We start from the raw sequence: 22,092 nt of genomic DNA, 5'->3' as shown, positions 1-22,092 counted from the left end.
AGAATCTAATGAGTGACTATAAATCTACCCTGAATTTGCCGGAAACAGGGTTCCCAATGCGTGGCGATCTCGCCAAACGCGAACCGGGAATGCTGGCGCGTTGGACTGATGATGACCTCTACGGCATCATCCGTGCGGCGAAAAAAGGCAAAAAAACCTTCATTCTGCATGATGGCCCTCCATATGCGAATGGCAGCATTCATATTGGTCACTCGGTTAACAAGATTCTGAAAGACATTATTGTGAAGTCCAAAGGGCTCGCAGGTTATGACTCGCCTTACGTTCCGGGTTGGGATTGCCACGGTCTGCCGATCGAACTGAAAGTCGAGCAGGAGTACGGCAAACCGGGCGAGAAGTTCACCGCCGCCGAGTTCCGCGCCAAGTGCCGTGAATATGCCGCCACGCAGGTAGACGGGCAGCGCAAAGACTTTATCCGTCTGGGCGTGCTCGGCGACTGGTCGCACCCCTACCTGACCATGGACTTCAAAACCGAAGCCAATATCATCCGCGCGCTGGGCAAAATCATCGGTAACGGCCACCTGCTGAAAGGGGCAAAACCGGTGCACTGGTGCGTCGACTGCCGTTCCGCGCTGGCGGAAGCGGAAGTTGAGTATTACGACAAAACCTCACCTTCTATCGACGTCGCCTTCCAGGCCGTCGATCAGCAGGCGGTGAAAGCGAAATTTGGCGTTGATTCTGTTAACGGCCCAGTCTCGCTGGTTATCTGGACTACCACGCCGTGGACCCTCCCTGCTAACCGCGCTATCTCCCTCTCTCCGGAGTTTGAGTACGCGCTGGTGCAGGTTGACGGCCAGGCGGTGATCCTGGCAAAAGATCTGGTTGAGAGCGTGATGAAACGCACCGGCATCAGCGATTATCGCGTGCTGGCTACAGTCAACGGCGCTGAGCTTGAGCTGATGCGCTTTAAACACCCGTTCCTCGATTTCGATGTTCCGGCGATCCTCGGCGATCACGTTACGCTGGAAGCGGGTACCGGTGCGGTGCATACCGCTGGCGGTCACGGCCCGGACGACTACACCATCAGCCAGAAGTACGGTCTGGAAATTGCCAACCCGGTTGGTCCGGACGGTCGCTATCTGCCGGGCACCTACCCGACACTTGATGGCATCAACGTCTTCAAAGCGAACGACATCATCGTGGCGCTGCTGACCGAAAAAGGCGCGCTGCTGCACGTCGAGAAGATGCAGCACAGCTATCCGTGCTGCTGGCGTCACAAGTCGCCGATCATCTTCCGCGCCACGCCGCAGTGGTTCGTCAGCATGGATCAAAAAGGGCTGCGCACGCAGTCGCTGCAAGAGATCAAAGGCGTGCAGTGGATCCCGGACTGGGGCCAGGCGCGTATCGAATCGATGGTCGCTAACCGTCCTGACTGGTGTATCTCCCGTCAGCGCACCTGGGGCGTGCCAATGTCGCTGTTCGTCCATAAAGATACCGAAGAGCTGCACCCGCGTACGCTGGAGCTGATGGAAGAGGTGGCAAAACGCGTCGAAGTTGACGGTATTCAGGCCTGGTGGGATCTCGACCCGCGCGACATCCTCGGCGATGACGCTGACAGCTATGTCAAAGTGCCGGATACGCTGGACGTCTGGTTTGACTCCGGTTCAACCCACGCTTCCGTTGTCGACGTACGCCCGGAGTTCGCAGGCCACGCGGCAGACATGTATCTGGAAGGCTCGGATCAGCATCGCGGCTGGTTTATGTCATCCCTGATGATCTCCACGGCGATGAAGGGCAAAGCGCCTTATCGTCAGGTGCTGACCCACGGTTTCACCGTCGACGGTCAGGGCCGCAAGATGTCGAAATCGATCGGCAACACTGTTTCGCCGCAGGATGTGATGAACAAACTCGGCGCGGATATCCTGCGTCTGTGGGTGGCATCAACCGATTACACCGGTGAGATGGCCGTTTCCGACGAGATCCTGAAACGTGCCGCCGACAGCTATCGTCGTATCCGTAACACCGCGCGCTTCCTGCTGGCGAACCTTAACGGTTTCGATCCGGCGAAAGATATGGTGAAACCGGAGGAGATGGTGGTGCTGGATCGCTGGGCCGTTGGCTGCGCGAAAGCGGCGCAGGAAGATATCCTGAAAGCCTACGAATCCTACGACTTCCATGAAGTGGTGCAGCGCCTGATGCGTTTCTGCTCCGTGGAGATGGGCTCCTTCTACCTCGACATCATCAAAGACCGCCAGTACACCGCGAAAGCAGAGAGCCGCGCGCGTCGCAGCTGTCAGACCGCGCTTTATCACATCTGTGAAGCGCTGGTGCGCTGGATGGCACCGATCATGTCCTTCACTGCGGATGAGATCTGGGGCTACCTGCCTGGCGATCGCGAGAAGTATGTCTTCACCGGTGAGTGGTACGAAGGCCTGTTTGGCCTGGCGGACAGCGAAGCGATGAACGACGCCTACTGGGCCGAGCTGCTGAAAGTGCGTGGCGAAGTCAACAAGGTGATCGAGCAAGCGCGTGCCGATAAGAAAGTGGGCGGATCTCTTGAAGCGACGGTGACACTGTTCGCGCAGCCGGAGCTGGCGGCGAAACTGACGGCGCTGGGCGATGAATTGCGATTTGTCCTGTTGACCTCCGGCGCGCAGGTTGAGGATTATGCCAGCGCGTCTGCGGATGCACAGCAGAGCGAACTGCTCAAAGGGCTGAAAGTAGCGCTGAGTAAAGCCGATGGTGAGAAGTGCCCGCGTTGCTGGCATTACACCCATGATGTCGGTCAGGTGGCGGAACACGCAGAAATTTGCGGACGCTGTGTTAGCAACGTCGCCGGTGACGGCGAAAAACGTAAGTTTGCCTGATGAGTAAACCGATCTTTTCAACAGGGCTGCGCTGGCTATGGCTGGTCGTGGCGGTGCTGATTATCGATCTGGGCAGTAAATACCTGATCCTTCAGAACTTCGCTCTGGGGGAGACGGTCTCTCTGTTCCCGTCGTTAAACCTGCACTATGCGCGTAACTATGGGGCGGCATTCAGCTTCCTCGCCGACAGTGGCGGCTGGCAACGCTGGTTCTTCGCGGGTATCGCTATCGGTATCTGCGTGGTGCTTGCGGTGCTGATGTACCGCGCCAAAGCGTCGCAAAAGCTGAATAACATCGCCTATGCGCTGATTATTGGCGGCGCGTTGGGTAACTTGTTCGACCGTCTGTGGCATGGCTTTGTCGTCGATATGATCGATTTTTATGTGGGCGACTGGCATTTTGCTACCTTTAACCTTGCTGATACCGCAATCTGTATCGGCGCGGCGCTGATCGTGCTGGAAGGGTTTTTACCCTCCGCCGCAGTGAAAAAACAGGCGTAAGCCATAAAGCGATGTAGGCCCGGTTGGTAAGCCGGATAAGCGTAGCGCCATCCGGCATGCAGTACGCGCCCGGGCCCTACATTCGCTATCACATAAGAGCAACCTGCATGTCTAAATCCGTACAGAGCGACAGCGCAGTGCTGGTGCACTTCACGCTCAAGCTCGAAGATGGTTCACTTGCCGAATCCACACGCAACAACGGTAAGCCGGCGCTGTTTCGCCTTGGCGACGGTTCCCTCTCCGAAGGGCTGGAGCAACATCTGCTTGGCCTGAAGGCCGGGGAGAAAAAGGTCTTTTCCCTTGAGCCGGATGCCGCTTTCGGCACGCCGAGCCCGGATCTGATCCAGTACTTCTCGCGCCGTGAATTTATGGACGCCGGTGAGCCTGAAATCGGCGCGATTATGCTCTTTACCGCAATGGATGGCAGCGAAATGCCGGGCGTGATCCGCGAAATCAACGGCGACTCGATTACCGTCGATTTCAACCATCCGCTGGCGGGCAGAACCGTCCACTTTGATATCGATGTGCTGGAAGTCGATCCGGCACTGGAGGAGACAAATGCAGATCCTGTTGGCTAACCCGCGCGGTTTTTGCGCTGGCGTTGACCGCGCTATCAGCATTGTTGAAAACGCGCTGGCGATCTACGGCGCGCCGATTTACGTGCGTCACGAAGTGGTGCACAACCGCTACGTGGTCGACAGCCTGCGCGAGCGCGGCGCCATCTTTATTGAGCAGATAAGCGAAGTGCCGGACGGCGCGATCCTTATCTTCTCGGCGCACGGCGTTTCACAAGCGGTGCGCAACGAAGCGAAAAGCCGTGATTTAACGGTCTTCGATGCCACCTGTCCGCTGGTCACGAAAGTGCATATGGAAGTGGCACGCGCCAGCCGACGTGGAGAAGAGGCGATCCTGATTGGCCACGCCGGTCACCCGGAAGTGGAAGGCACCATGGGTCAGTACAGCAACCCGAAAGGGGGCATGTACCTGGTTGAGTCGCCGGACGATGTGGCGACGCTTGAGATCAAAGATCCGGGCAAACTCTCGTTTATGACCCAGACCACGCTCTCCGTCGACGATACTTCTGATGTCATTGACGCCCTGCGCGTGCGTTTCCCGCAGATCGTCGGGCCGCGTAAAGATGATATCTGCTATGCCACCACCAACCGTCAGGAAGCGGTGCGCGCACTGGCTGAACAGGCGGAAGTGGTGCTGGTAGTCGGGTCGAAAAACTCCTCCAACTCCAACCGGCTCGCCGAGCTGGCGCAGCGGATGGGCAAAGCGGCCTATCTGATTGATGATGCCTCTGATATCCAGGAGAACTGGGTTCAGGGTATTGCCTGTGTCGGTGTTACCGCTGGCGCGTCCGCGCCGGATATTCTGGTGCAGAACGTGATTACCCGCCTGCAGGAGCTGGGCGGCGGCGAGGCCATCCCGCTTGAAGGGCGCGAAGAGAATATCGTCTTCGAAGTGCCAAAAGAGCTGCGGGTCGAGGTTCGCGAAGTCGAGTAACCTTTTTCCCGAGGGTTATGCGAAGATGCCAGACTGAGTCTGGCATTTTTTTTGACCATTTTTCGTGGAGGGGCTATGGGTCTGCCAATCATTCTCGACACCGATCCCGGTATTGACGACGCCGTGGCGATTGCCGCCGCGCTGTTCGCGCCTGAGTGCGATCTGAAACTGATCACAACCGTTGCCGGTAATGTTTCGCTGGAGAAAACCACCCGCAACGCGCTGCAACTGCTTCACTTCTGGAACGCGGATGTCCCACTGGCGCAGGGCGCCGCCACGCCCCTGCTGCGCCCGCTCTACAGCGCGGCAAATGTGCATGGCGAATCGGGGCTGGATGGCTACGACTTTATTGAACACGCACGCCAGCCGCTGGCGATCCCGGCCTTTCAGGCAATCCGTGAAACCCTGCTGGCCTCGCCTGAACCCATTACGCTTGTGACCATCGGCCCGCTGACCAATATCGCGCTGCTGCTTACCCACTACCCGGAGTGCCAGTTCAACATCCGTCGGCTGGTGATGATGGGCGGCTCCGCCGGGCGCGGTAACTTTACGCCGAGCGCCGAATTTAATATTGCCGTCGATCCCGACGCCGCGGCGCGCGTTTTTGCCAGCGGGCTGGATATCGTCATGTGCGGCCTGGATGTCACCAACCACGCGACCCTTGCGCCTGCCTTTCTGGCAACGCTTCCCACCTTTAACCGCACCGGCAAAATGTTGCATGCGCTTTTCAGCCACTACCGCAGCGGCAGCATGGCCACCGGGCAGCGCATGCACGATCTCTGCGCTATCGCTTATCTGGTCCGCCCGGATCTCTTTACCCTCAAACCCTGCTTTGTGGCGGTTGAGACGCAGGGGCAGTTCACCACGGGTGCGACGGTGGTGGATATCGACGGCAAGCTGGGGATGCCCGCCAATGTGCAGGTAGCGCTGGAGATGGATGTTGAGGGCTTTCGTGCATGGTTCGCCGACGTGCTGGCGCTGGCACCTTAATAACGAAGCCAGGCTCTTTTCATGCCTTTTACTGATATTTGCTGGTGTATATCATTAATTTCTAATTATCGACGTTTTCGGCTGGTGGCTCAGCGATGGGCTGGTTAATCTGGAAACGATTTTTACGCATTTAATTAACAAAAGAGCACAACTATGCATGATGCAGCAATCCGCGTAGCCATCGCGGGCGCTGGCGGTCGAATGGGCCGACAGCTGATTCAGGCGGCGCTAGCTATGGAGGGCGTGGCCCTTGGTGCAGCGCTGGAGCGGGAGGGTTCCTCTCTGCTGGGAAGCGATGCGGGCGAACTCGCAGGCGCGGGTAAAAGCGGCGTCACGGTGCAGAGCAGCCTTGAGGCAGTGAAAGATGATTTCGATGTCTTTATCGATTTCACCCGCCCGGAAGGGACGCTGCATCATCTCGCGTTTTGCCGTCAGCACCATAAAGCTATGGTGATTGGTACCACCGGTTTTGATGATGCGGGCAAGCAGGCGATCAGCGATGCGGCGCAGGAGATTGCCATCGTCTTTGCCGCCAACTTTAGCGTTGGCGTGAACGTCATGCTGAAGTTGCTGGAGAAAGCGGCAAAGGTGATGGGTGACTACACCGATATTGAAATTATCGAAGCCCACCATCGCTATAAAGTGGATGCCCCGTCAGGCACGGCGCTGGCGATGGGTGAAGCGATCGCCAGCTCACTGAATAAAGAGTTAAAAGAGTGCGCGGTTTATTCGCGTGAAGGCCATACCGGCGAGCGTGTTCCTGGCACCATTGGCTTTGCTACGGTCCGCGCCGGGGATATCGTCGGCGAACATACGGCGATGTTCGCCGATATTGGCGAACGTGTCGAGATTACGCATAAAGCATCAAGCCGCATGACCTTCGCTAATGGCGCGGTGCGTTCCGCTTCATGGCTTAAAGACAAAGAAAGCGGTCTTTTTGACATGCGTGATGTCCTTGATCTCAACAATCTGTAAGCATTTTTACCCTTCGTGATGTGGTTGTTGCAGTCATAATTGATTGATTGCAAAGGGCAATAATTTATTGCCCTTTTATTTTGCCTTCTAAAAATGATTTCTAAGCTTAAAGCGGTGAAATAGATACTTTATAAGCCATTTTTTGTTTCTAAAATGTAAATTTTGACCATCTGGTCTGGTTTTTCACCGCGACCTCTGATGAGATACAATTTTCTTGCCGCGCAAGCGTTTCCCCCGCTCTGCTTATCTTATTTTTTTATCTCTTAAACCCTGTAAAAGCAGGCAGTGGCGTAAAAGAGAAAGAAAAACAGGCGTCATAAGTTGACTTTTATCCCACATCTCTCCAGAATGCCGCCGTTTGCCAAAAATCCACGGCCAGCAAATTTGCATTGATTCATCATCCTGATATGAATTAATATGCAAATAAAGTGAGTGAATATTCTCTGGAGGGTGTTTTGATTAAGTCAGCGCTATTGGTTCTGGAAGACGGAACCCAGTTTTACGGTCGGGCCATAGGGGCAACGGGCACGGCGGTTGGGGAAGTCGTTTTCAATACTTCAATGACCGGTTATCAAGAAATCCTCACTGATCCTTCCTATTCCCGCCAAATCGTCACTCTTACTTATCCTCATATCGGCAATGTCGGCACCAACGCGGCTGACGAAGAGTCCTCTCAGGTGCATGCGCAGGGTCTGGTGATTCGCGACCTGCCGCTGATTGCCAGCAACTACCGCAGCACTGAAGATCTCTCTTCCTACCTGAAACGCCATAACATCGTGGCGATTGCCGATATCGATACCCGCAAGTTGACCCGCCTGCTGCGCGAAAAAGGCGCACAGAACGGCTGCATCATCGCGGGCGAAAACCTCGACGAGACCGTGGCGCTGGAGAAAGCGAAAGCCTTCCCGGGGCTGAACGGGATGGATCTGGCGAAAGAGGTGACGACCCAGGAGAGCTACAGCTGGACGCAGGGTAGCTGGACGCTGGCGGGCGACCTGCCGGAAGCGAAACAAGAGAGCGAACTGCCTTACCACGTTGTGGCCTATGATTACGGCGCGAAACGCAACATTCTGCGCATGCTGGTGGATCGCGGCTGCCGCCTGACGGTAGTCCCGGCGCAAACCCCGGCCGCAGAAGTGCTGAAAATGAATCCGGACGGCATCTTCCTCTCTAACGGCCCCGGCGACCCGGCACCGTGCGACTACGCTATCGACGCGATTAAAGCTTTCCTCGAAACCGATATTCCGGTGTTCGGCATCTGCCTCGGCCACCAGCTGCTGGCGCTGGCGAGCGGTGCGAAAACCGTGAAGATGAAGTTTGGTCACCACGGCGGCAACCACCCGGTAAAAGATATCGACAACAATACAGTGATGATCACCGCGCAGAACCACGGCTTTGCCGTCGACGAGGCTTCCATGCCTGCTAACCTGCGCGTCACGCACAAATCGCTGTTCGACGGCACGCTGCAGGGCATTCATCGCACCGATAAGCCGGCCTTCAGCTTCCAGGGTCACCCGGAAGCCAGCCCTGGCCCGCACGACGCCGCGCCGCTGTTTGACCACTTTATTGAATTGATTGAGCAGTATCGTCATACCGCCAAATAATCAGGAGAAAAAGAGCCATGCCAAAACGTACAGACCTAAAAAGCATCCTGATCCTTGGCGCTGGCCCGATTGTTATCGGCCAGGCGTGTGAATTCGACTACTCCGGCGCGCAGGCGTGTAAAGCGCTGCGCGAAGAGGGTTACCGCGTTATCCTGGTAAACTCTAACCCGGCGACCATCATGACCGACCCGGAAATGGCGGACGCTACTTATATCGAGCCGATCCACTGGGAAGTGGTGCGCAAAATCATCGAAAAAGAGCGCCCGGATGCGGTGCTGCCGACAATGGGCGGCCAGACCGCGCTCAACTGCGCGCTGGAGCTTGAGCGTCAGGGCGTGCTGGAAGAGTTCGGCGTGACGATGATTGGTGCCACCGCAGATGCGATTGATAAAGCGGAAGATCGCCGCCGTTTCGATATCGCAATGAAGAAAATCGGCCTCGATACCGCGCGTTCCGGCATTGCGCACACCATGGACGAAGCGCTGGCCGTGGCGGCTGACGTCGGCTACCCGTGCATTATCCGCCCCTCCTTTACCATGGGCGGTACCGGTGGCGGCATTGCCTATAACCGCGAAGAGTTTGAAGAGATTTGTGCCCGCGGCCTCGACCTCTCTCCGACCAAAGAGCTGCTGATTGATGAGTCGCTGATTGGCTGGAAAGAGTATGAGATGGAGGTGGTGCGCGATAAGAACGACAACTGCATCATCGTCTGCTCGATTGAAAACTTCGACGCCATGGGCATTCACACCGGTGACTCCATCACCGTGGCTCCGGCGCAGACCCTGACCGACAAAGAGTACCAAATCATGCGTAACGCCTCGATGGCGGTACTGCGTGAAATTGGTGTTGAGACCGGCGGCTCCAACGTGCAGTTCGCGGTCAACCCGAAAAACGGTCGTCTGATTGTTATCGAGATGAACCCACGTGTTTCTCGCTCTTCGGCGCTGGCCTCGAAAGCAACCGGCTTCCCGATTGCGAAAGTGGCGGCGAAACTGGCGGTAGGTTACACGCTGGATGAGCTGATGAACGATATCACCGGCGGGCGTACCCCGGCGTCGTTCGAACCCTCTATCGACTATGTCGTCACCAAGATTCCGCGCTTCAACTTCGAAAAATTTGTCGGCGCTAACGACCGCCTGACCACGCAGATGAAATCCGTTGGTGAAGTGATGGCGATTGGTCGCACTCAGCAGGAGTCGCTGCAAAAAGCGCTGCGCGGTCTCGAAGTGGGCGCCACCGGCTTCGACCCGAAAGTGAGCCTTGAAGATCCGGAAGCGCTGACCAAAATCCGCCGCGAGCTGAAAGACGCGGGCGCGGATCGTATCTGGTACATCGCTGACGCTTTCCGCGCTGGCCTTTCCGTTGATGGCGTCTTCAACCTGACCAATATCGACCGCTGGTTCCTGGTGCAGATTGAGGAGCTGGTGCGTCTGGAAGAGCAGGTCGCCGCGCAGGGCATTAACGGCCTGAACGCCGACTTCCTGCGCCAGCTGAAACGCAAAGGCTTCGCCGATGCGCGTCTGGCGACGCTGGTTGGCGTGCGCGAAGCGGAGATCCGCAAGCTACGCGACCAGTACAACCTGCACCCGGTCTACAAGCGTGTTGATACCTGTGCCGCGGAGTTCGCTACCGATACCGCCTATATGTACTCCACCTATGAAGAGGAGTGCGAAGCGAACCCGAACCTGGATCGCGAAAAAATCATGGTGCTCGGCGGTGGTCCAAACCGTATCGGCCAGGGTATTGAGTTTGACTACTGCTGCGTCCACGCCTCGCTGGCGTTGCGCGAAGATGGTTACGAGACCATTATGGTCAACTGTAACCCGGAGACCGTCTCCACCGATTACGATACCTCCGACCGCCTCTACTTCGAGCCGGTAACGCTGGAAGATGTGCTGGAAATCGTGCGTATCGAGAAGCCGAAGGGCGTAATCGTCCAGTACGGCGGGCAGACGCCGCTGAAACTGGCGCGCGAACTGGAAGCAGCGGGCGTACCGATTATCGGCACCAGCCCGGACGCAATCGACCGCGCGGAAGACCGCGAGCGTTTCCAGCAGGCGGTAGAGCGCCTGAAGCTGCTGCAACCGGCTAACGCCACGGTCACGGCGCTGGAGCAGGCGGTTGAGAAAGCCAAAGAGATCACCTATCCGCTGGTGGTGCGTCCCTCCTATGTGCTGGGCGGCCGCGCAATGGAGATTGTCTACGACGAAGTCGACCTGCGTCGCTACTTTATGACCGCAGTCAGTGTCTCTAACGATGCGCCGGTGCTGCTGGATAAGTTCCTCGATGACGCAGTAGAAGTGGACGTCGACGCGATTTGCGACGGCGAAAGCGTGCTGATTGGCGGCATCATGGAGCATATCGAGCAGGCAGGGGTGCACTCCGGTGACTCCGCGTGTTCGCTGCCAGCCTATACGCTCAGCCAGGAGATTCAGGATGTGATGCGCCAGCAGGTGCAGAAACTGGCGTTTGAGTTGCAGGTGCGCGGTCTGATGAACGTGCAGTTCGCAGTGAAAGATAACGACGTCTACCTGATTGAAGTGAACCCGCGTGCGGCGCGTACCGTACCGTTTGTTTCAAAAGCGACGGGTGTTCCGCTGGCGAAAGTGGCGGCGCGCGTGATGACTGGCCAGACTCTGGCTGCGCAGGGCCACACCAGCGAAATTATCCCGCCGTACTACTCGGTGAAAGAGGTGGTGCTGCCGTTCAACAAATTCCCGGGCGTTGACCCGCTGTTAGGGCCGGAAATGCGCTCGACCGGGGAAGTGATGGGCGTCGGTCGCACCTTTGCTGAAGCGTTCGCTAAAGCGCAGCTCGGCAGCAACTCCACCATGCAGAAGCGCGGCCGTGCGCTGCTGTCGGTGCGTGAAGGGGATAAAGAGCGCGTTGTCGACCTCGCCGCCAAGCTGCTGAAGCAGGGCTTTGAGCTGGATGCCACCCACGGCACGGCGATTGTGCTCGGCGAAGCGGGCATCAACCCGCGTCTGGTGAACAAGGTGCATGAAGGGCGTCCGCACATTCAGGATCGTATTAAGAATGGCGAATATACCTACATCATCAACACCACCGCAGGCCGCCAGGCGATTGAGGATTCAAAACTGATTCGCCGCAGCGCGCTGCAGTACAAGGTGCATTACGACACCACCCTGAACGGCGGCTTCGCCACCGCGATGGCGCTGAATGCCGACGCCACCGAGAAGGTGACCTCCGTGCAGGAGATGCACGCGCAGATCAGCAAGTAACAGAGCGGGCCGGTTTACCGGCCCGAATTTTTTGTATTTGCACTATTTTGTAGGCCGGATAAGGCGTAGCCGCCATCAGGCATTATTGCCGGATGGCGGCTACGCCTTATCCGGCCCACCACTTCCCATCCACCTTCAGAGTGTTCTGTATTTTCCTCATCCCTCAGCGAGTTACCCTACACTTACTCCCAAGAAGCTTAAAATTGACTGCAAAACAGGGAGAGAACCATGAAAACTAAACTTCTGCTCACATCCGTAATGACTGCCGCTGCGCTGTTCACCGTTGCCGGTTGTTCTTCAAACCAGGCTGTAGAGACGACCGATGGTAAAACCATCGTCACCGACGGCAAACCGCAGGTAGACAAAGATACCGGCATGGTCTCGATTAAAAATGCCGAAACCGGTAAAACGCAGCAGATTAACCGTGACCAGGTTAAAGGCATGAGCGAGCTGAATAACTAATTCGCCACGCTTAGCGTGCGGTGGCTTTCGCCGCCGCACGACCCCCTCTGAATTCCCCTACAGATTGCTACTGTTAGCCAATCGATTAACTGACTACACTCTCTGAAAATATCAGTGAAACAGGTAATCGATGATTCTCATTATTTACGCCCACCCCTATCCGCAACACTCCCATGCTAATAAGCGCATGCTTGAGCAGGTTGAGACAATGGATGAGGTGGAAATCCGCTCCCTTTACGACCTCTATCCCGATTTCAATATCGACATTGCCGCCGAGCAGCAGGCGGTGGCGCGTGCCGATCTCATCATCTGGCAGCACCCGATGCAGTGGTATAGCGTCACGCCGTTACTCAAACTCTGGATCGATAAAGTGCTGGCTCATGGCTGGGCATATGGTTACGGCGGCACCGCGCTGCGCGGCAAAAGCATTATGTGGGCGGTGACCACCGGCGGCGGCGAACACCATTTTGATCTGGGCGATCACCCAGGATTTGAGGTGCTTGCCCAGCCTTTGCAGGCCACGGCGCTCTACTGCGGGCTGACGTGGCTGCCGCCTTTTGCCATTCACCGCACCTTTGTTTGTGATGACGAAACCCTGCAGGCGCAGGCACGGCAATATAAACAGCGTTTGCAGGCATGGCTGGAGGTGCAGCGTGGATAGTCACTCAATGATTCAGGCGTTGATCTACCTGGGCGCGGCGGCGCTGGTGGTACCCATCGCTATGCGCCTCGGGCTCGGTTCGGTGCTCGGCTACCTGATTGCTGGCGGGATTATCGGCCCGTGGGGATTACGGTTGGTCACCGATGCGGAGTCTATTCTGCACTTCGCCGAAATCGGCGTGGTATTGATGCTGTTTATCATCGGCCTGGAGCTGGATCCGCAGCGTTTATGGAAATTGCGCGCCTCGGTGTTTGGCGGCGGCGCGTTGCAGATGGGCAGCTGTGGCCTGCTGCTCGGCGGCTTCTGTCTGCTGCTCGGGCTGCCGTGGCCGGTGGCGCTGCTGATTGGCCTGACGCTGGGGCTCTCATCGACTGCTATTGCCATGCAGGCGATGAATGAGCGGAACCTTACCGCCTCGCAGATGGGGCGCAGCGCCTTTTCAGTGCTGCTGTTCCAGGATATCGCCGCGATTCCGCTGGTGGCGATGATCCCGCTGCTGGCCGCCAGCGGCGGGGCGATGACCCTTAGCGCCTTTTTATTATCCGCGCTAAAAGTGGTGGCGGCGCTAACGCTGGTGGTGCTGATTGGGCGCTATGTCGCGCGTCCTGCGCTGCGCTTTGTTGCCCGCTCTGGCCTGCGGGAAGTCTTCTGCGCCGTGGCGCTGCTGCTGGTCTTCGGCTTCGGTTTACTGCTGGAAGAGGCCGGGTTGTCGATGGCGATGGGCGCGTTCCTCGCCGGGGTGCTGCTTGCCAGCTCCGAGTACCGCCACGCGCTGGAGAGCGATATCGAGCCCTTTAAAGGATTGCTGCTCGGGCTATTCTTTATCGGCGTTGGTATGTCGATCGATTTCGGCACGCTGGTGAGCCATCCGCTGCGCATCCTGCTGCTGCTGGGCGGGTTCCTGGTGATTAAAACCGGCGTGCTGTGGCTGATCGCGCGTCCTTTAACGGTGCCGCGCAAGCAGCGCTGGTGGTTCGCGGCGCTGCTGGGGCAGGGGAGTGAGTTCGCCTTCGTGGTGTTTGGCGCAGCGCAGACGGCGCAGGTGCTGGATAGCGAATGGGCGAAAGCCTTAACCCTCACCGTGGCGCTGTCGATGGCGGCAACGCCGCTGCTGCTGCTGGTGCTCGCGCGTCTGGAGGCGGGCGGCGGCGATCGTGAGCAGGAAGCCGATGCGATCGACGAAGAGGAGGCGCGGGTAATCGTTGCCGGCTTTGGCCGCTTCGGGCAGATTTCAGGGCGCTTGTTGCTCTCCAGCGGCGTGAAGATGGTGATCCTCGATCACGATCCCGACCATATCGAGACGCTGCGTAAGTTTGGCATGAAGGTCTTCTACGGTGACGCGACCCGCGTCGATCTGCTGGAGTCAGCGGGCGCGGCGCGGGCAGAAGTCTTGATCAACGCAATTGATGATCCCGAAGCCAGCCTGCACTTAACGGAGCTGGCGAAGGAGCACTTCCCGCATCTGCGCATCATTGCCCGCGCCCGCGATGTCGATCACTATATTCGCCTGCGTCAGATGGGCGTTGAGGATCCAGAACGTGAAACCTTCGAAGCGGCGCTGAAAACCGGGCGTCAGGCGCTCGAAGGGCTGGGGCTGGGCGCTTATGAGGCGCGCGAGCGCGCCGATCGCTTCCGCCGCTTTAATCACGACATGATTGAAGAGATGGCAAATGCAGAAGATGGCGGCCAGGGACGCGTTGCGGTGTTTAAACGCACCAGCGCCATGCTGACGGAGATTATCGCCGAAGATCGCGCGCATCTCTCCGTCACGCAGCGCCATGGCTGGCAGGGGACGGAAGAGGGAAGGCATACGGACGATCCGGCAGATGAACCCGCGGTGAAACCGCAGCCCTGATCGCGCGGTCTGTTAAGGCTGCTTGACGGCTAACGGCTTGATAGATCAGGCATGGAAAGCTGGCGGTGCGATGATGTGCAGGGTCACCGCCAGCAGAACAGAAATTTTTCTTCTTCTTTACCTTGCGCACCGTCGACGAAAGATTGTGCTTTCCGTATAGTGGCGACAATTTTTTGCATCCAGGAAGTGAATGAATGATCAGTCTGATTGCGGCGTTAGCAGTGGATCGCGTCATCGGTATGGAGAATGCCATGCCGTGGGATCTCCCTGCCGATCTCGCCTGGTTTAAGCGCAACACCTTGAATAAACCTGTTGTGATGGGCCGCCTGACATGGGAATCCATCGGTCGCCCGCTGCCGGGGCGTAAAAACATTGTCATCAGCAGCCAGCCGGGCACCGACGATCGCGTTGAGTGGGTTAAATCCGTTGAGGATGCGCTGGCGGCGTGCGGCGATGCGCAGGAGATCATGGTGATCGGTGGCGGCCGCGTCTACGAGCAGTTCCTGCCGAAAGCGCAGCGCCTCTATCTGACGCACATTGATGCGGAAGTGGAGGGCGATACCCATTTCCCGGACTACGATCCGGACGAGTGGGACTCGGTCTTCAGTGAATTCCACGACGCTGACGCGCTGAATTCACACAGCTACTGCTTCGAAATTCTCGAGCGTCGCTAATAGCAAAATCCCCGGCATGCCGGGGATTTTCATTTCAGGAGGCGATGGCTTCCCCATCACCCAGATCCATCTGGCGATTCGATGGCTGCGTGAAGATCTGCTTATCTTCCCAGCGCAGGCAGGTGAGATCCCCGCCCCAGCAGCAGCCGGTATCCAGCGCGTAAATCCCCTCCGGCGTGCCTTCGCCTTCCAGCGATGCCCAGTGGCCAAAGACGATGCTGTACTCCTGCGCGACCGGACCCGGAATTGAGAACCAGGGCTTCAGCGGTGCCGGCGCGTTCTGCGGCGTATCTTTGCAGTACATATCCAGCTGCCCGTTCGGGAAGCAGTAACGCATCCGCGTAAACGCGTTGGTGATAAAGCGTAAACGTGCAAGGCCGCTCAGCTCCGGCGACCAGTGGTTTGGCAGATCGCCATACATCGCATCGAGGAACAGCGGATAGGAGTCGCTCGCCAGCACCGCTTCGACATCGCGGGCGCAGCTTTTTGCCGTGTCGAGATCCCATTGCGGCGTGATCCCGGCGTGGGCCATCACCACCTTTTTCTCTTCATCGATTTGCAGCAGCGGCTGGCGACGCAGCCAGTTAATCAGCTCGTCGGCGTCGGGCGCTTCCAGCAGCAGGTTAAGCCGGTCTTTTGGCTTATTGCGGCTGATACCGGCAAAGACCGCCAGCAGATGCAGATCGTGGTTGCCGAGCACAACGCGCGCGCTGTCGCCAAGGGATTTGACGTAGCGCAGCACGTCGAGCGAGCCAGGTCCGCGCGCCACGAGGTCGCCGGTCAGCCATACGGTGTCTTTTTCCGGTGAAAACTGCACCTGGTTTAACAGCGCGACCAGTTCATCAAAGCAACCGTGAACGTCGCCAATAAAGTATGTAGACATTGATTAATGGATCACTATTGGAACGGCGAGTCGGAAGACCGGGATAGCGACGCGGAAGGGGTTGCCCTGCGCATCGACCATATCGTAATGGCCCTGCATGGTGCCCAGCGGCGTTTCGATCACCGCGCCGCTGGTGTACTGAAATTCGCCGCCTGGCTCGATATGGGGCTGTTCGCCGACCACACCTTCGCCCTGAACTTCCGTTTCGCGGCCATTTCCATTGGTGATCAACCAGTAGCGACTGAGCAACTGGACGGCGCTTCGCCCCAGGTTCCGGATGGTGACGGTGTAAGCAAAGACATAGCGTTCATGGTCGGGTTGCGACTGTGACTCGATATAGAGGCTTTGGACCTGCACAGAGACGCGGGGCGAATTGATCATGGGTTAACTCTCCTTCGGCGGCGCATTATCCGTCAGGTAGTTGGCTAACTGACAATATTGCGCAACAGAGATATTTTCTGCGCGCATCGTCGGATCAATACCCAACGATGAAAGCACGTCGACGGTAAACACATTGCCGAGACTGTTACGAATGGTCTTACGGCGCTGGTTGAACGCTTCGGTGGTAATGCGGCTCAGGGTGCGAACCTCTTTTACCGGGTGCGGCATAGTGGTATGCGGCACCAGACGCACCACGGCGGAATCGACTTTTGGCGGCGGCGCGAAGGCGGTCGGCGGCACTTCAAGCACCGGGATCACCTGGCAATAGTACTGCGCCATTACGCTCAGTCGTCCATACGCTTTACTGTTTGGCCCTGCAACCAGGCGGTTTACCACCTCTTTTTGCAACATAAAGTGCATGTCGGCAATGGCATCAGTATAGCTAAACAGATGAAACATCAACGGTGTCGAGATGTTGTAGGGCAGGTTGCCGAAAACGCGCAGCGGCTGGCCGAGGGTTTGCGACAGCTCGCCGAAGTTCATGGTCATCGCATCCTGCTGATAAATCGTCAGCTTTGGTGCGAGGAACGGATGCGTTTGCAGACGAGCTGCCAGATCGCGGTCAAGCTCGATAACCGTCATTTTATCCAGACGGTCGCCGACCGGTTCGGTCAGCGCGCCAAGACCCGGGCCGATTTCGACCATGGCCTGACCCTTTTGCGGGTTGATGGCGGAAACAATGCTGTCGATCACGAACTGGTCGTGGAGGAAGTTTTGCCCGAAGCGCTTGCGGGCTAAGTGGCCCTGATGGACGCGAGTATTCATTGAGTATTAACAATCATCTTGATGGCGAGATTAAGCGCCGTAATAAAACTGCCGACCTCCGCTGTTCCCTGTCCCGCCAGTTCAAGGGCGGTACCGTGGTCGACGGAGGTGCGAATAAAAGGTAAACCGAGGGTAATATTCACCCCGCGGCCAAAGCCCTGGTATTTTAGCACGGGCAGGCCCTGATCGTGGTACATCGCCAGCACGGCGTCGGCGTTATCGAGGTATTTCGGCTGAAACAGCGTGTCTGCCGGGAGCGGACCGCTCAGATTCATGCCTTCGCGACGCATCGCTTCCAGCACCGGAATAATGGTGTCGATCTCTTCCGTGCCCATATGACCGCCTTCGCCCGCGTGGGGGTTGAGGCCGCAGACGAGAATATGCGGAGAGGCGATACCAAACTTCTGCCGTAAATCGCCGTGCAGGATGGTGATCACTTCACGCAGCAAATCGGGCGTGATGGCATCCGCCACCTCTCTGAGCGGCAGATGCGTCGTCGCCAGCGCCACGCGCAGCGTCTCCGTTGCCAGCATCATCACCACTTTATCGGCGTGGGCGCGCTGCTCGAAAAACTCCGTGTGTCCGGTAAATGGCGTCCCCGAATCGTTGATCACCCCTTTATGCACCGGGCCGGTCACCAGCGCGGCGAACTCACCGTTCAGGCAACCATCACAGGCGCGGGCAAGGGTAGAGACGACGTAAGCGCCGTTTTGCGGATTAAGACGACCGGCGACAACCGGCGCGTTCAGTGCAACAGGCAGCAGGGTAAGGGTTCCGGACTGTTGCGGCACCGCTGCATGCCCGGGAGCGTACTCCCGAAGCGTAAGCGGCAGACCGAGCAGGGCTGCCCGGTCAGTTAACAGCGTCGCATCGCCACAGATTACCAGTTCAACCGGCCAGTCGCGCTGGGCGAGCTGCACCACCAGATCCGGGCCAATCCCGGCAGGTTCACCGGGAGTGATAACGATGCGCTGCGTGTTCATCAGTTGCTCAGAATTTTGACGTAAGCGCTGGCACGTTGTTCCTGCATCCAGGTTGCCGCCTCTTCAGAGAACTTGCGGTTCATCAACATCCGATAAGCGCGATCTTTCTGCGCGGCATCGGTTTTGTCGACGTTGCGCGAATCGAGCATTTCGATCAGGTGCCAGCCGAAGGAGGAGTGCACCGGGCCGCTCATCTGGCCGCGTTTCAGCTTCATCAGCGCATCGCGGAAAGCGGGATCGTAGATATCCGCTGCCGCCCAGCCGAGGTCGCCGCCCTGGTTGGCTGAACCCGGATCCTGAGAGAACTCTTTCGCCGCATTAGCGAAGGTAGTGCGACCGCTCTTAATGTCGGCTGCAATCTCTTCCAGCTTAGTGCGCGCCTGGTCATCAGTCATGATCGGCGACGGTTTCAGCAGGATGTGACGGGCATGCACTTCGGTCACGGAGATGCTCTTCGACTGACCGCGCAGATCGTTCACTTTAAGAATGTGGAAACCAACACCGGAGCGGATTGGACCCAGCACGTCGCCTTTTTTCGCCGTGCTCAGCGCCTGCGCGAAGACGCTCGGCAGTTCCTGAATACGGCCCCAGCCCATCTGGCCGCCTTTCAGCGCCTGCTGGTCGGCAGAGTAGGTGATTGCCAGCTTGCCAAAGTCAGCGCCGTTGCGCGCCTGCTCGATGATCGAGCGCGCCTGGGCTTCTGCTTCGTTAACCTGGGCGGAAGTCGGGTTTTCTGACAGCGGGATCAGGATGTGGCTCAGGTTCAGCTCGGTGCTGGCGTCGTTCTGATTGCCAACCTGCTGTGCCAGCGATTCGACTTCCTGCGGCAGCACGGTCACGCGGCGACGCACTTCGCTGTTACGCACTTCGGAGATGATCATCTCTTTGCGGATCTGGTTACGATAGGTGCTGAAATTCATCCCGTCGTAGGCCAGACGGCTGCGCATCTGATCCATCGTCATGTTGTTCTGTTTCGCAATATCCGCGATAGCGGCATCGAGCTGTTCGTCAGTCACTTTGACGCCCATTTTCGTGCCCATCTGCAAAATGATCTGATCCATGATCAGACGCTCCAGGATCTGATGGCGCAGCGTCTTGTCATCCGGCAACTGTTGACCCGCCTGGCCAGCATTCGCTTTGACGGACTGCATCAAACCATCAACGTCACTTTCGAGCACGACGCCGTTATTAACCACGGCGGCGACTTTATCGACAACCTGAGGCGCGGCAAAACTGGTATTCGCAACCATAGCGATACCGAGAAGCAGCGTTTTCCAGTTCTTCATACCTTTTCCATTTCAATTAACCGCAGTGCGGATTACGTTGCAAATCAAACAGATCACAGTGAGCTACGGTACGGCAGGATGTTCGAGCGCAGCATCTCTTGCGTACCCAGGCCATAGTTGGAGCTCAGGCCGCGAAGCTCAATGTTGAAACCGATAACTTTTTCATACTTGCTCTGATCGTTCTCCCAGCCGTTAAGTTTGCGTTCCCAGCCGAGGCGAATCGCATAACAGCAGGAGTTGTACTGCACACCAACCATCTGGTCCGCAGGTTTTTTGGTATTGGTATCAAGATAGTACGCGCCAACAAGAGACCAGCGATCGGCAATCGGCCAGCTTGCGGCGGTGCCCACCTGCGAAATCCCTTTTTTAAACTGATCTGCCGCCGCGAATTCCGGCAGCGTTGCCTGAATATACTCCGGGCTCGCATAACGATAGCTCAGCTGCAGCAGACGGTTTTCATCACGGCGATACTCCAGCGCGGAGCTGCTGTTGGCGATGTTGTTCAGACGCGTATCGTACTGAACCCCGCCGCGCAGGCCCCAACGGTCGGAGATACGCCAGTAGGTATCACCCGCCCACACCAGCGAACCGGTTTTGTTGTCTTTCTCCCAGTTGATATTGTCATCACCGGTACGGGACTCGGTGAAATAGTAGATTTGACCAACAGAAACGTTAAAACGTTCAACCGCCGCATTATCAAAAATACGCGTGGTGAGACCGGTGGTAACCTGGTTCGCTGACGCGATGCGGTCGAGGCCGCCATAGGTGCGGTCGCGGAACAGGCCGCTGTAGTCCGACTGCAACAGGGAGGAGTCGTAGTTGTTGATATGGCTCTGATCGCGGTACGGCACATAGAGATACTGCGCGCGCGGCTCCAGCGTCTGGGTATAGCCAGCCGCCCAGTCCATATCGCGCTCGAAGACCAGCTTGCCGTCGGCTTTAAACTGCGGCATGACACGGTTGACGTTCGCGTCATACGACCGACCCGTCTGCGCGTTGGCGTTCGCCGCGTTAAAGGTGTCGATATTGGTCTGCTGGTAATGGGTCGCCAACAGTTTGACTTCAGTATTGAGGCTGCTCCAGTCATTGGATACCGGCAGACTTAAGGTCGGCTCCAGATGCAGACGCGTCGACTCTGGGTTGTTTTTGTTGGTGTTAACAAAGTTGACCGCCTGGCCATACACGCGGAAATCGAACGGACCGAGATCGTTGTGGTACCAGTTCACATCTACCTGCGGCTGCGCAGAGTAGGAGTTACTGTTGTTACGGTTAAACACCTGGAACTGTTTGGTCGAGACCGTGGCGTCAAAGTTTTCGACTGCATAGCCGACGCTGAGGATCTGCGTGGCGTAACCGTCGGTACTGGAACCATATTTTGACGAAAAGTCGTTAAAGTAGTTCGGATCGCTGACTTTGGTGTAGTTGGCGTTAAAACGCCACACTTTGTCCAGCACGCCCGTATGCTGCCAGAAGAAGAGCCAGCGATGGCGATCGCCCTCGGTTGGGTGCTCATCTTCGTAGACTTTATCAGAAGGCAGATAATCGAACTCGATCAGGCCTTCGCCCGCCTGCGACAGATAACGGAACTCATTCTGCCACTGGGTGTTGCCGCGCTTATGGATATAGTGCGGCGTGATCGTCGCATCCATATTGGGCGCGATGTTCCAGTAGTAGGGCAGATAGAATTCGAAATAGTTGCTGGTTGAGTATTTGGCGTTCGGGATCAGGAAACCTGAGCGGCGCTTATCACCAATCGGCAACTGCAAATAGGGGCTGTAGAAGACCGGAACCGGGCCAAGCTTAAGGCGGGCGTTCCAGATCTCGGCAACCTGCTCTTCGCGATCCTGAATCACCTCGCTGCCGACAACGCTCCAGGTATTGGAGCCGGGCAAGCATGAGGTAAAGGTACCGTTATCCAGGATGGTATAACGGTTCTGGCCGCGCTGTTTCATCACATCGGCAGTACCGCGACCCTGACGGTCAACCATCTGGTAGTTACCGTCCCAGATATTGGTGTCTTTGGTGTTGAGGTTAGCCCAACCTTTCGGACCTTTCAGGATGACCTGATTGTCGTCATAGTGCACATTACCGAGCGCATCCACCGTTCGTACAGGTTCCGTCTGACCTTCCGGTTGCTGTTGATGAACCTGCACCTCATCGGCCTGCATGCGGCTATTACCCTGATTAATATCGACATTGCCGGTAAACACGGCGTCGTCAGGGTAGTTGCCTTTAGCATGATCGGCGTTGATCGTTACCGGTAAGTTATTGGTATCGCCTTTAATCAGGGGGCGGTTATAGCTGGGAACGCCAAGCATACACTGCGAGGCAAGATCGGCTGCCATCCCCTGCTGACTGTAAAGGGCGTAGCCAATCATGGTGGCCAGGAGGGTGGGGATACGTTTTTTCATACGTTTTATGTGTTGTTCCGTCATCT

At 57.2% G+C, this 22,092-nt stretch carries 18 protein-coding genes; 12 read left to right on the top strand and 6 right to left on the bottom strand.

The annotated features are described in order from the left end of the window. Positions 1–8 precede the first annotated feature (8 nt). The 12 genes from ileS (at position 9) to folA (ending at position 15,297) form a co-directional block, all read left to right on the top strand. On the top strand, positions 9–2,825 hold the full coding sequence (ileS, locus tag EH164_RS18830; RefSeq protein WP_124969883.1) for an isoleucine--tRNA ligase: 2,817 nt from the start codon (positions 9–11) through the stop codon (positions 2,823–2,825). Continuing rightward, positions 2,825–3,325: a signal peptidase II gene (gene lspA, locus EH164_RS18825; protein WP_042715392.1), complete on the top strand. Its 501-nt coding sequence runs from the start codon at positions 2,825–2,827 to the stop codon at positions 3,323–3,325. The genes ileS and lspA overlap by 1 nt, the downstream gene beginning before the upstream one ends. A gap of 107 nt (positions 3,326–3,432) precedes the next feature. Beyond that, on the top strand, positions 3,433–3,903 hold the full coding sequence (fkpB, locus tag EH164_RS18820) for an FKBP-type peptidyl-prolyl cis-trans isomerase (RefSeq protein WP_023480425.1): 471 nt from the start codon (positions 3,433–3,435) through the stop codon (positions 3,901–3,903). Continuing rightward, positions 3,884–4,834, top strand: a complete 951-nt coding sequence (ispH, locus tag EH164_RS18815; RefSeq protein ID WP_124969880.1) for a 4-hydroxy-3-methylbut-2-enyl diphosphate reductase — start codon at positions 3,884–3,886, stop codon at positions 4,832–4,834. Before fkpB ends, ispH begins: the two co-directional genes overlap by 20 nt. A 75-nt stretch (positions 4,835–4,909) precedes the next feature. Beyond that, positions 4,910–5,824 (top strand): ribonucleoside hydrolase RihC, encoded by a 915-nt coding sequence (rihC, locus tag EH164_RS18810; RefSeq protein ID WP_124969877.1) that lies wholly within the window; start codon positions 4,910–4,912, stop codon positions 5,822–5,824. Positions 5,825–5,977: 153 nt separating this feature from the next. After that, positions 5,978–6,799, top strand: coding sequence for a 4-hydroxy-tetrahydrodipicolinate reductase (gene dapB, locus EH164_RS18805; protein ID WP_124969874.1), 822 nt, complete (start codon positions 5,978–5,980; stop codon positions 6,797–6,799). A 455-nt stretch (positions 6,800–7,254) separates the two neighbouring features. Further along, positions 7,255–8,403, top strand: a complete 1,149-nt coding sequence (gene carA / locus EH164_RS18800) for a glutamine-hydrolyzing carbamoyl-phosphate synthase small subunit (protein WP_124969870.1) — start codon at positions 7,255–7,257, stop codon at positions 8,401–8,403. Positions 8,404–8,420: 17 nt separating this feature from the next. Further along, complete coding sequence (carB, locus tag EH164_RS18795; RefSeq protein ID WP_124969867.1) at positions 8,421–11,645, top strand: carbamoyl-phosphate synthase large subunit; 3,225 nt, start codon at positions 8,421–8,423, stop codon at positions 11,643–11,645. 228 nt (positions 11,646–11,873) lie between these two features. Beyond that, positions 11,874–12,107 carry a YgdI/YgdR family lipoprotein gene (locus EH164_RS18790; RefSeq protein ID WP_023480333.1) on the top strand — a complete coding sequence of 78 codons (234 nt, stop codon included), beginning with the start codon at positions 11,874–11,876 and terminating at the stop codon, positions 12,105–12,107. 130 nt (positions 12,108–12,237) lie between these two features. Then, the gene (gene kefF, locus EH164_RS18785) at positions 12,238–12,768 is read left to right on the top strand and encodes a glutathione-regulated potassium-efflux system oxidoreductase KefF (protein ID WP_124969864.1); all 531 of its coding nucleotides are present in this window, start codon (positions 12,238–12,240) and stop codon (positions 12,766–12,768) included. Beyond that, positions 12,761–14,623: a glutathione-regulated potassium-efflux system protein KefC gene (gene kefC / locus EH164_RS18780; RefSeq protein WP_124969861.1), complete on the top strand. Its 1,863-nt coding sequence runs from the start codon at positions 12,761–12,763 to the stop codon at positions 14,621–14,623. Before kefF ends, kefC begins: the two co-directional genes overlap by 8 nt. A gap of 194 nt (positions 14,624–14,817) precedes the next feature. Further along, positions 14,818–15,297 carry a type 3 dihydrofolate reductase gene (gene folA, locus EH164_RS18770; protein WP_124969858.1) on the top strand — a complete coding sequence of 160 codons (480 nt, stop codon included), beginning with the start codon at positions 14,818–14,820 and terminating at the stop codon, positions 15,295–15,297. 34 nt (positions 15,298–15,331) lie between these two features. Here folA and apaH read toward each other — a convergent pair whose 3' ends face one another. From apaH to lptD, 6 genes are read right to left on the bottom strand one after another with little or no spacing between them, the layout of a single operon-like run. Beyond that, entirely contained in the window at positions 15,332–16,180 is an 849-nt protein-coding gene (gene apaH / locus EH164_RS18765) for a bis(5'-nucleosyl)-tetraphosphatase (symmetrical) ApaH (RefSeq protein WP_124969855.1), read from the bottom strand. A gap of 3 nt (positions 16,181–16,183) precedes the next feature. Next, positions 16,184–16,561 (bottom strand): Co2+/Mg2+ efflux protein ApaG, encoded by a 378-nt coding sequence (gene apaG / locus EH164_RS18760; protein ID WP_042715373.1) that lies wholly within the window; start codon positions 16,559–16,561, stop codon positions 16,184–16,186. 3 nt (positions 16,562–16,564) lie between these two features. Beyond that, positions 16,565–17,386 (bottom strand): 16S rRNA (adenine(1518)-N(6)/adenine(1519)-N(6))-dimethyltransferase RsmA, encoded by an 822-nt coding sequence (gene rsmA, locus EH164_RS18755; RefSeq protein ID WP_023480359.1) that lies wholly within the window; start codon positions 17,384–17,386, stop codon positions 16,565–16,567. Further along, positions 17,383–18,372 carry a 4-hydroxythreonine-4-phosphate dehydrogenase PdxA gene (gene pdxA, locus EH164_RS18750; protein WP_124969852.1) on the bottom strand — a complete coding sequence of 330 codons (990 nt, stop codon included), beginning with the start codon at positions 18,370–18,372 and terminating at the stop codon, positions 17,383–17,385. The genes rsmA and pdxA overlap by 4 nt, the downstream gene beginning before the upstream one ends. Further along, positions 18,369–19,655 (bottom strand): peptidylprolyl isomerase SurA, encoded by a 1,287-nt coding sequence (gene surA / locus EH164_RS18745; protein ID WP_023480474.1) that lies wholly within the window; start codon positions 19,653–19,655, stop codon positions 18,369–18,371. Before surA ends, pdxA begins: the two co-directional genes overlap by 4 nt. 53 nt (positions 19,656–19,708) lie before the next feature. Continuing rightward, positions 19,709–22,066, bottom strand: a complete 2,358-nt coding sequence (lptD, locus tag EH164_RS18740) for an LPS assembly protein LptD (RefSeq protein WP_124969849.1) — start codon at positions 22,064–22,066, stop codon at positions 19,709–19,711. Positions 22,067–22,092 lie beyond the last annotated feature (26 nt).

The sequence above is a fragment of the Kosakonia sp. CCTCC M2018092 genome (genome assembly GCF_003864115.1).
GTDB lineage: Bacteria > Pseudomonadota > Gammaproteobacteria > Enterobacterales > Enterobacteriaceae > Kosakonia > Kosakonia cowanii.
The sequence above is the reverse complement of the archived record's forward strand: the minus strand, read 5'-3'. Positions and strand labels throughout refer to the sequence as shown.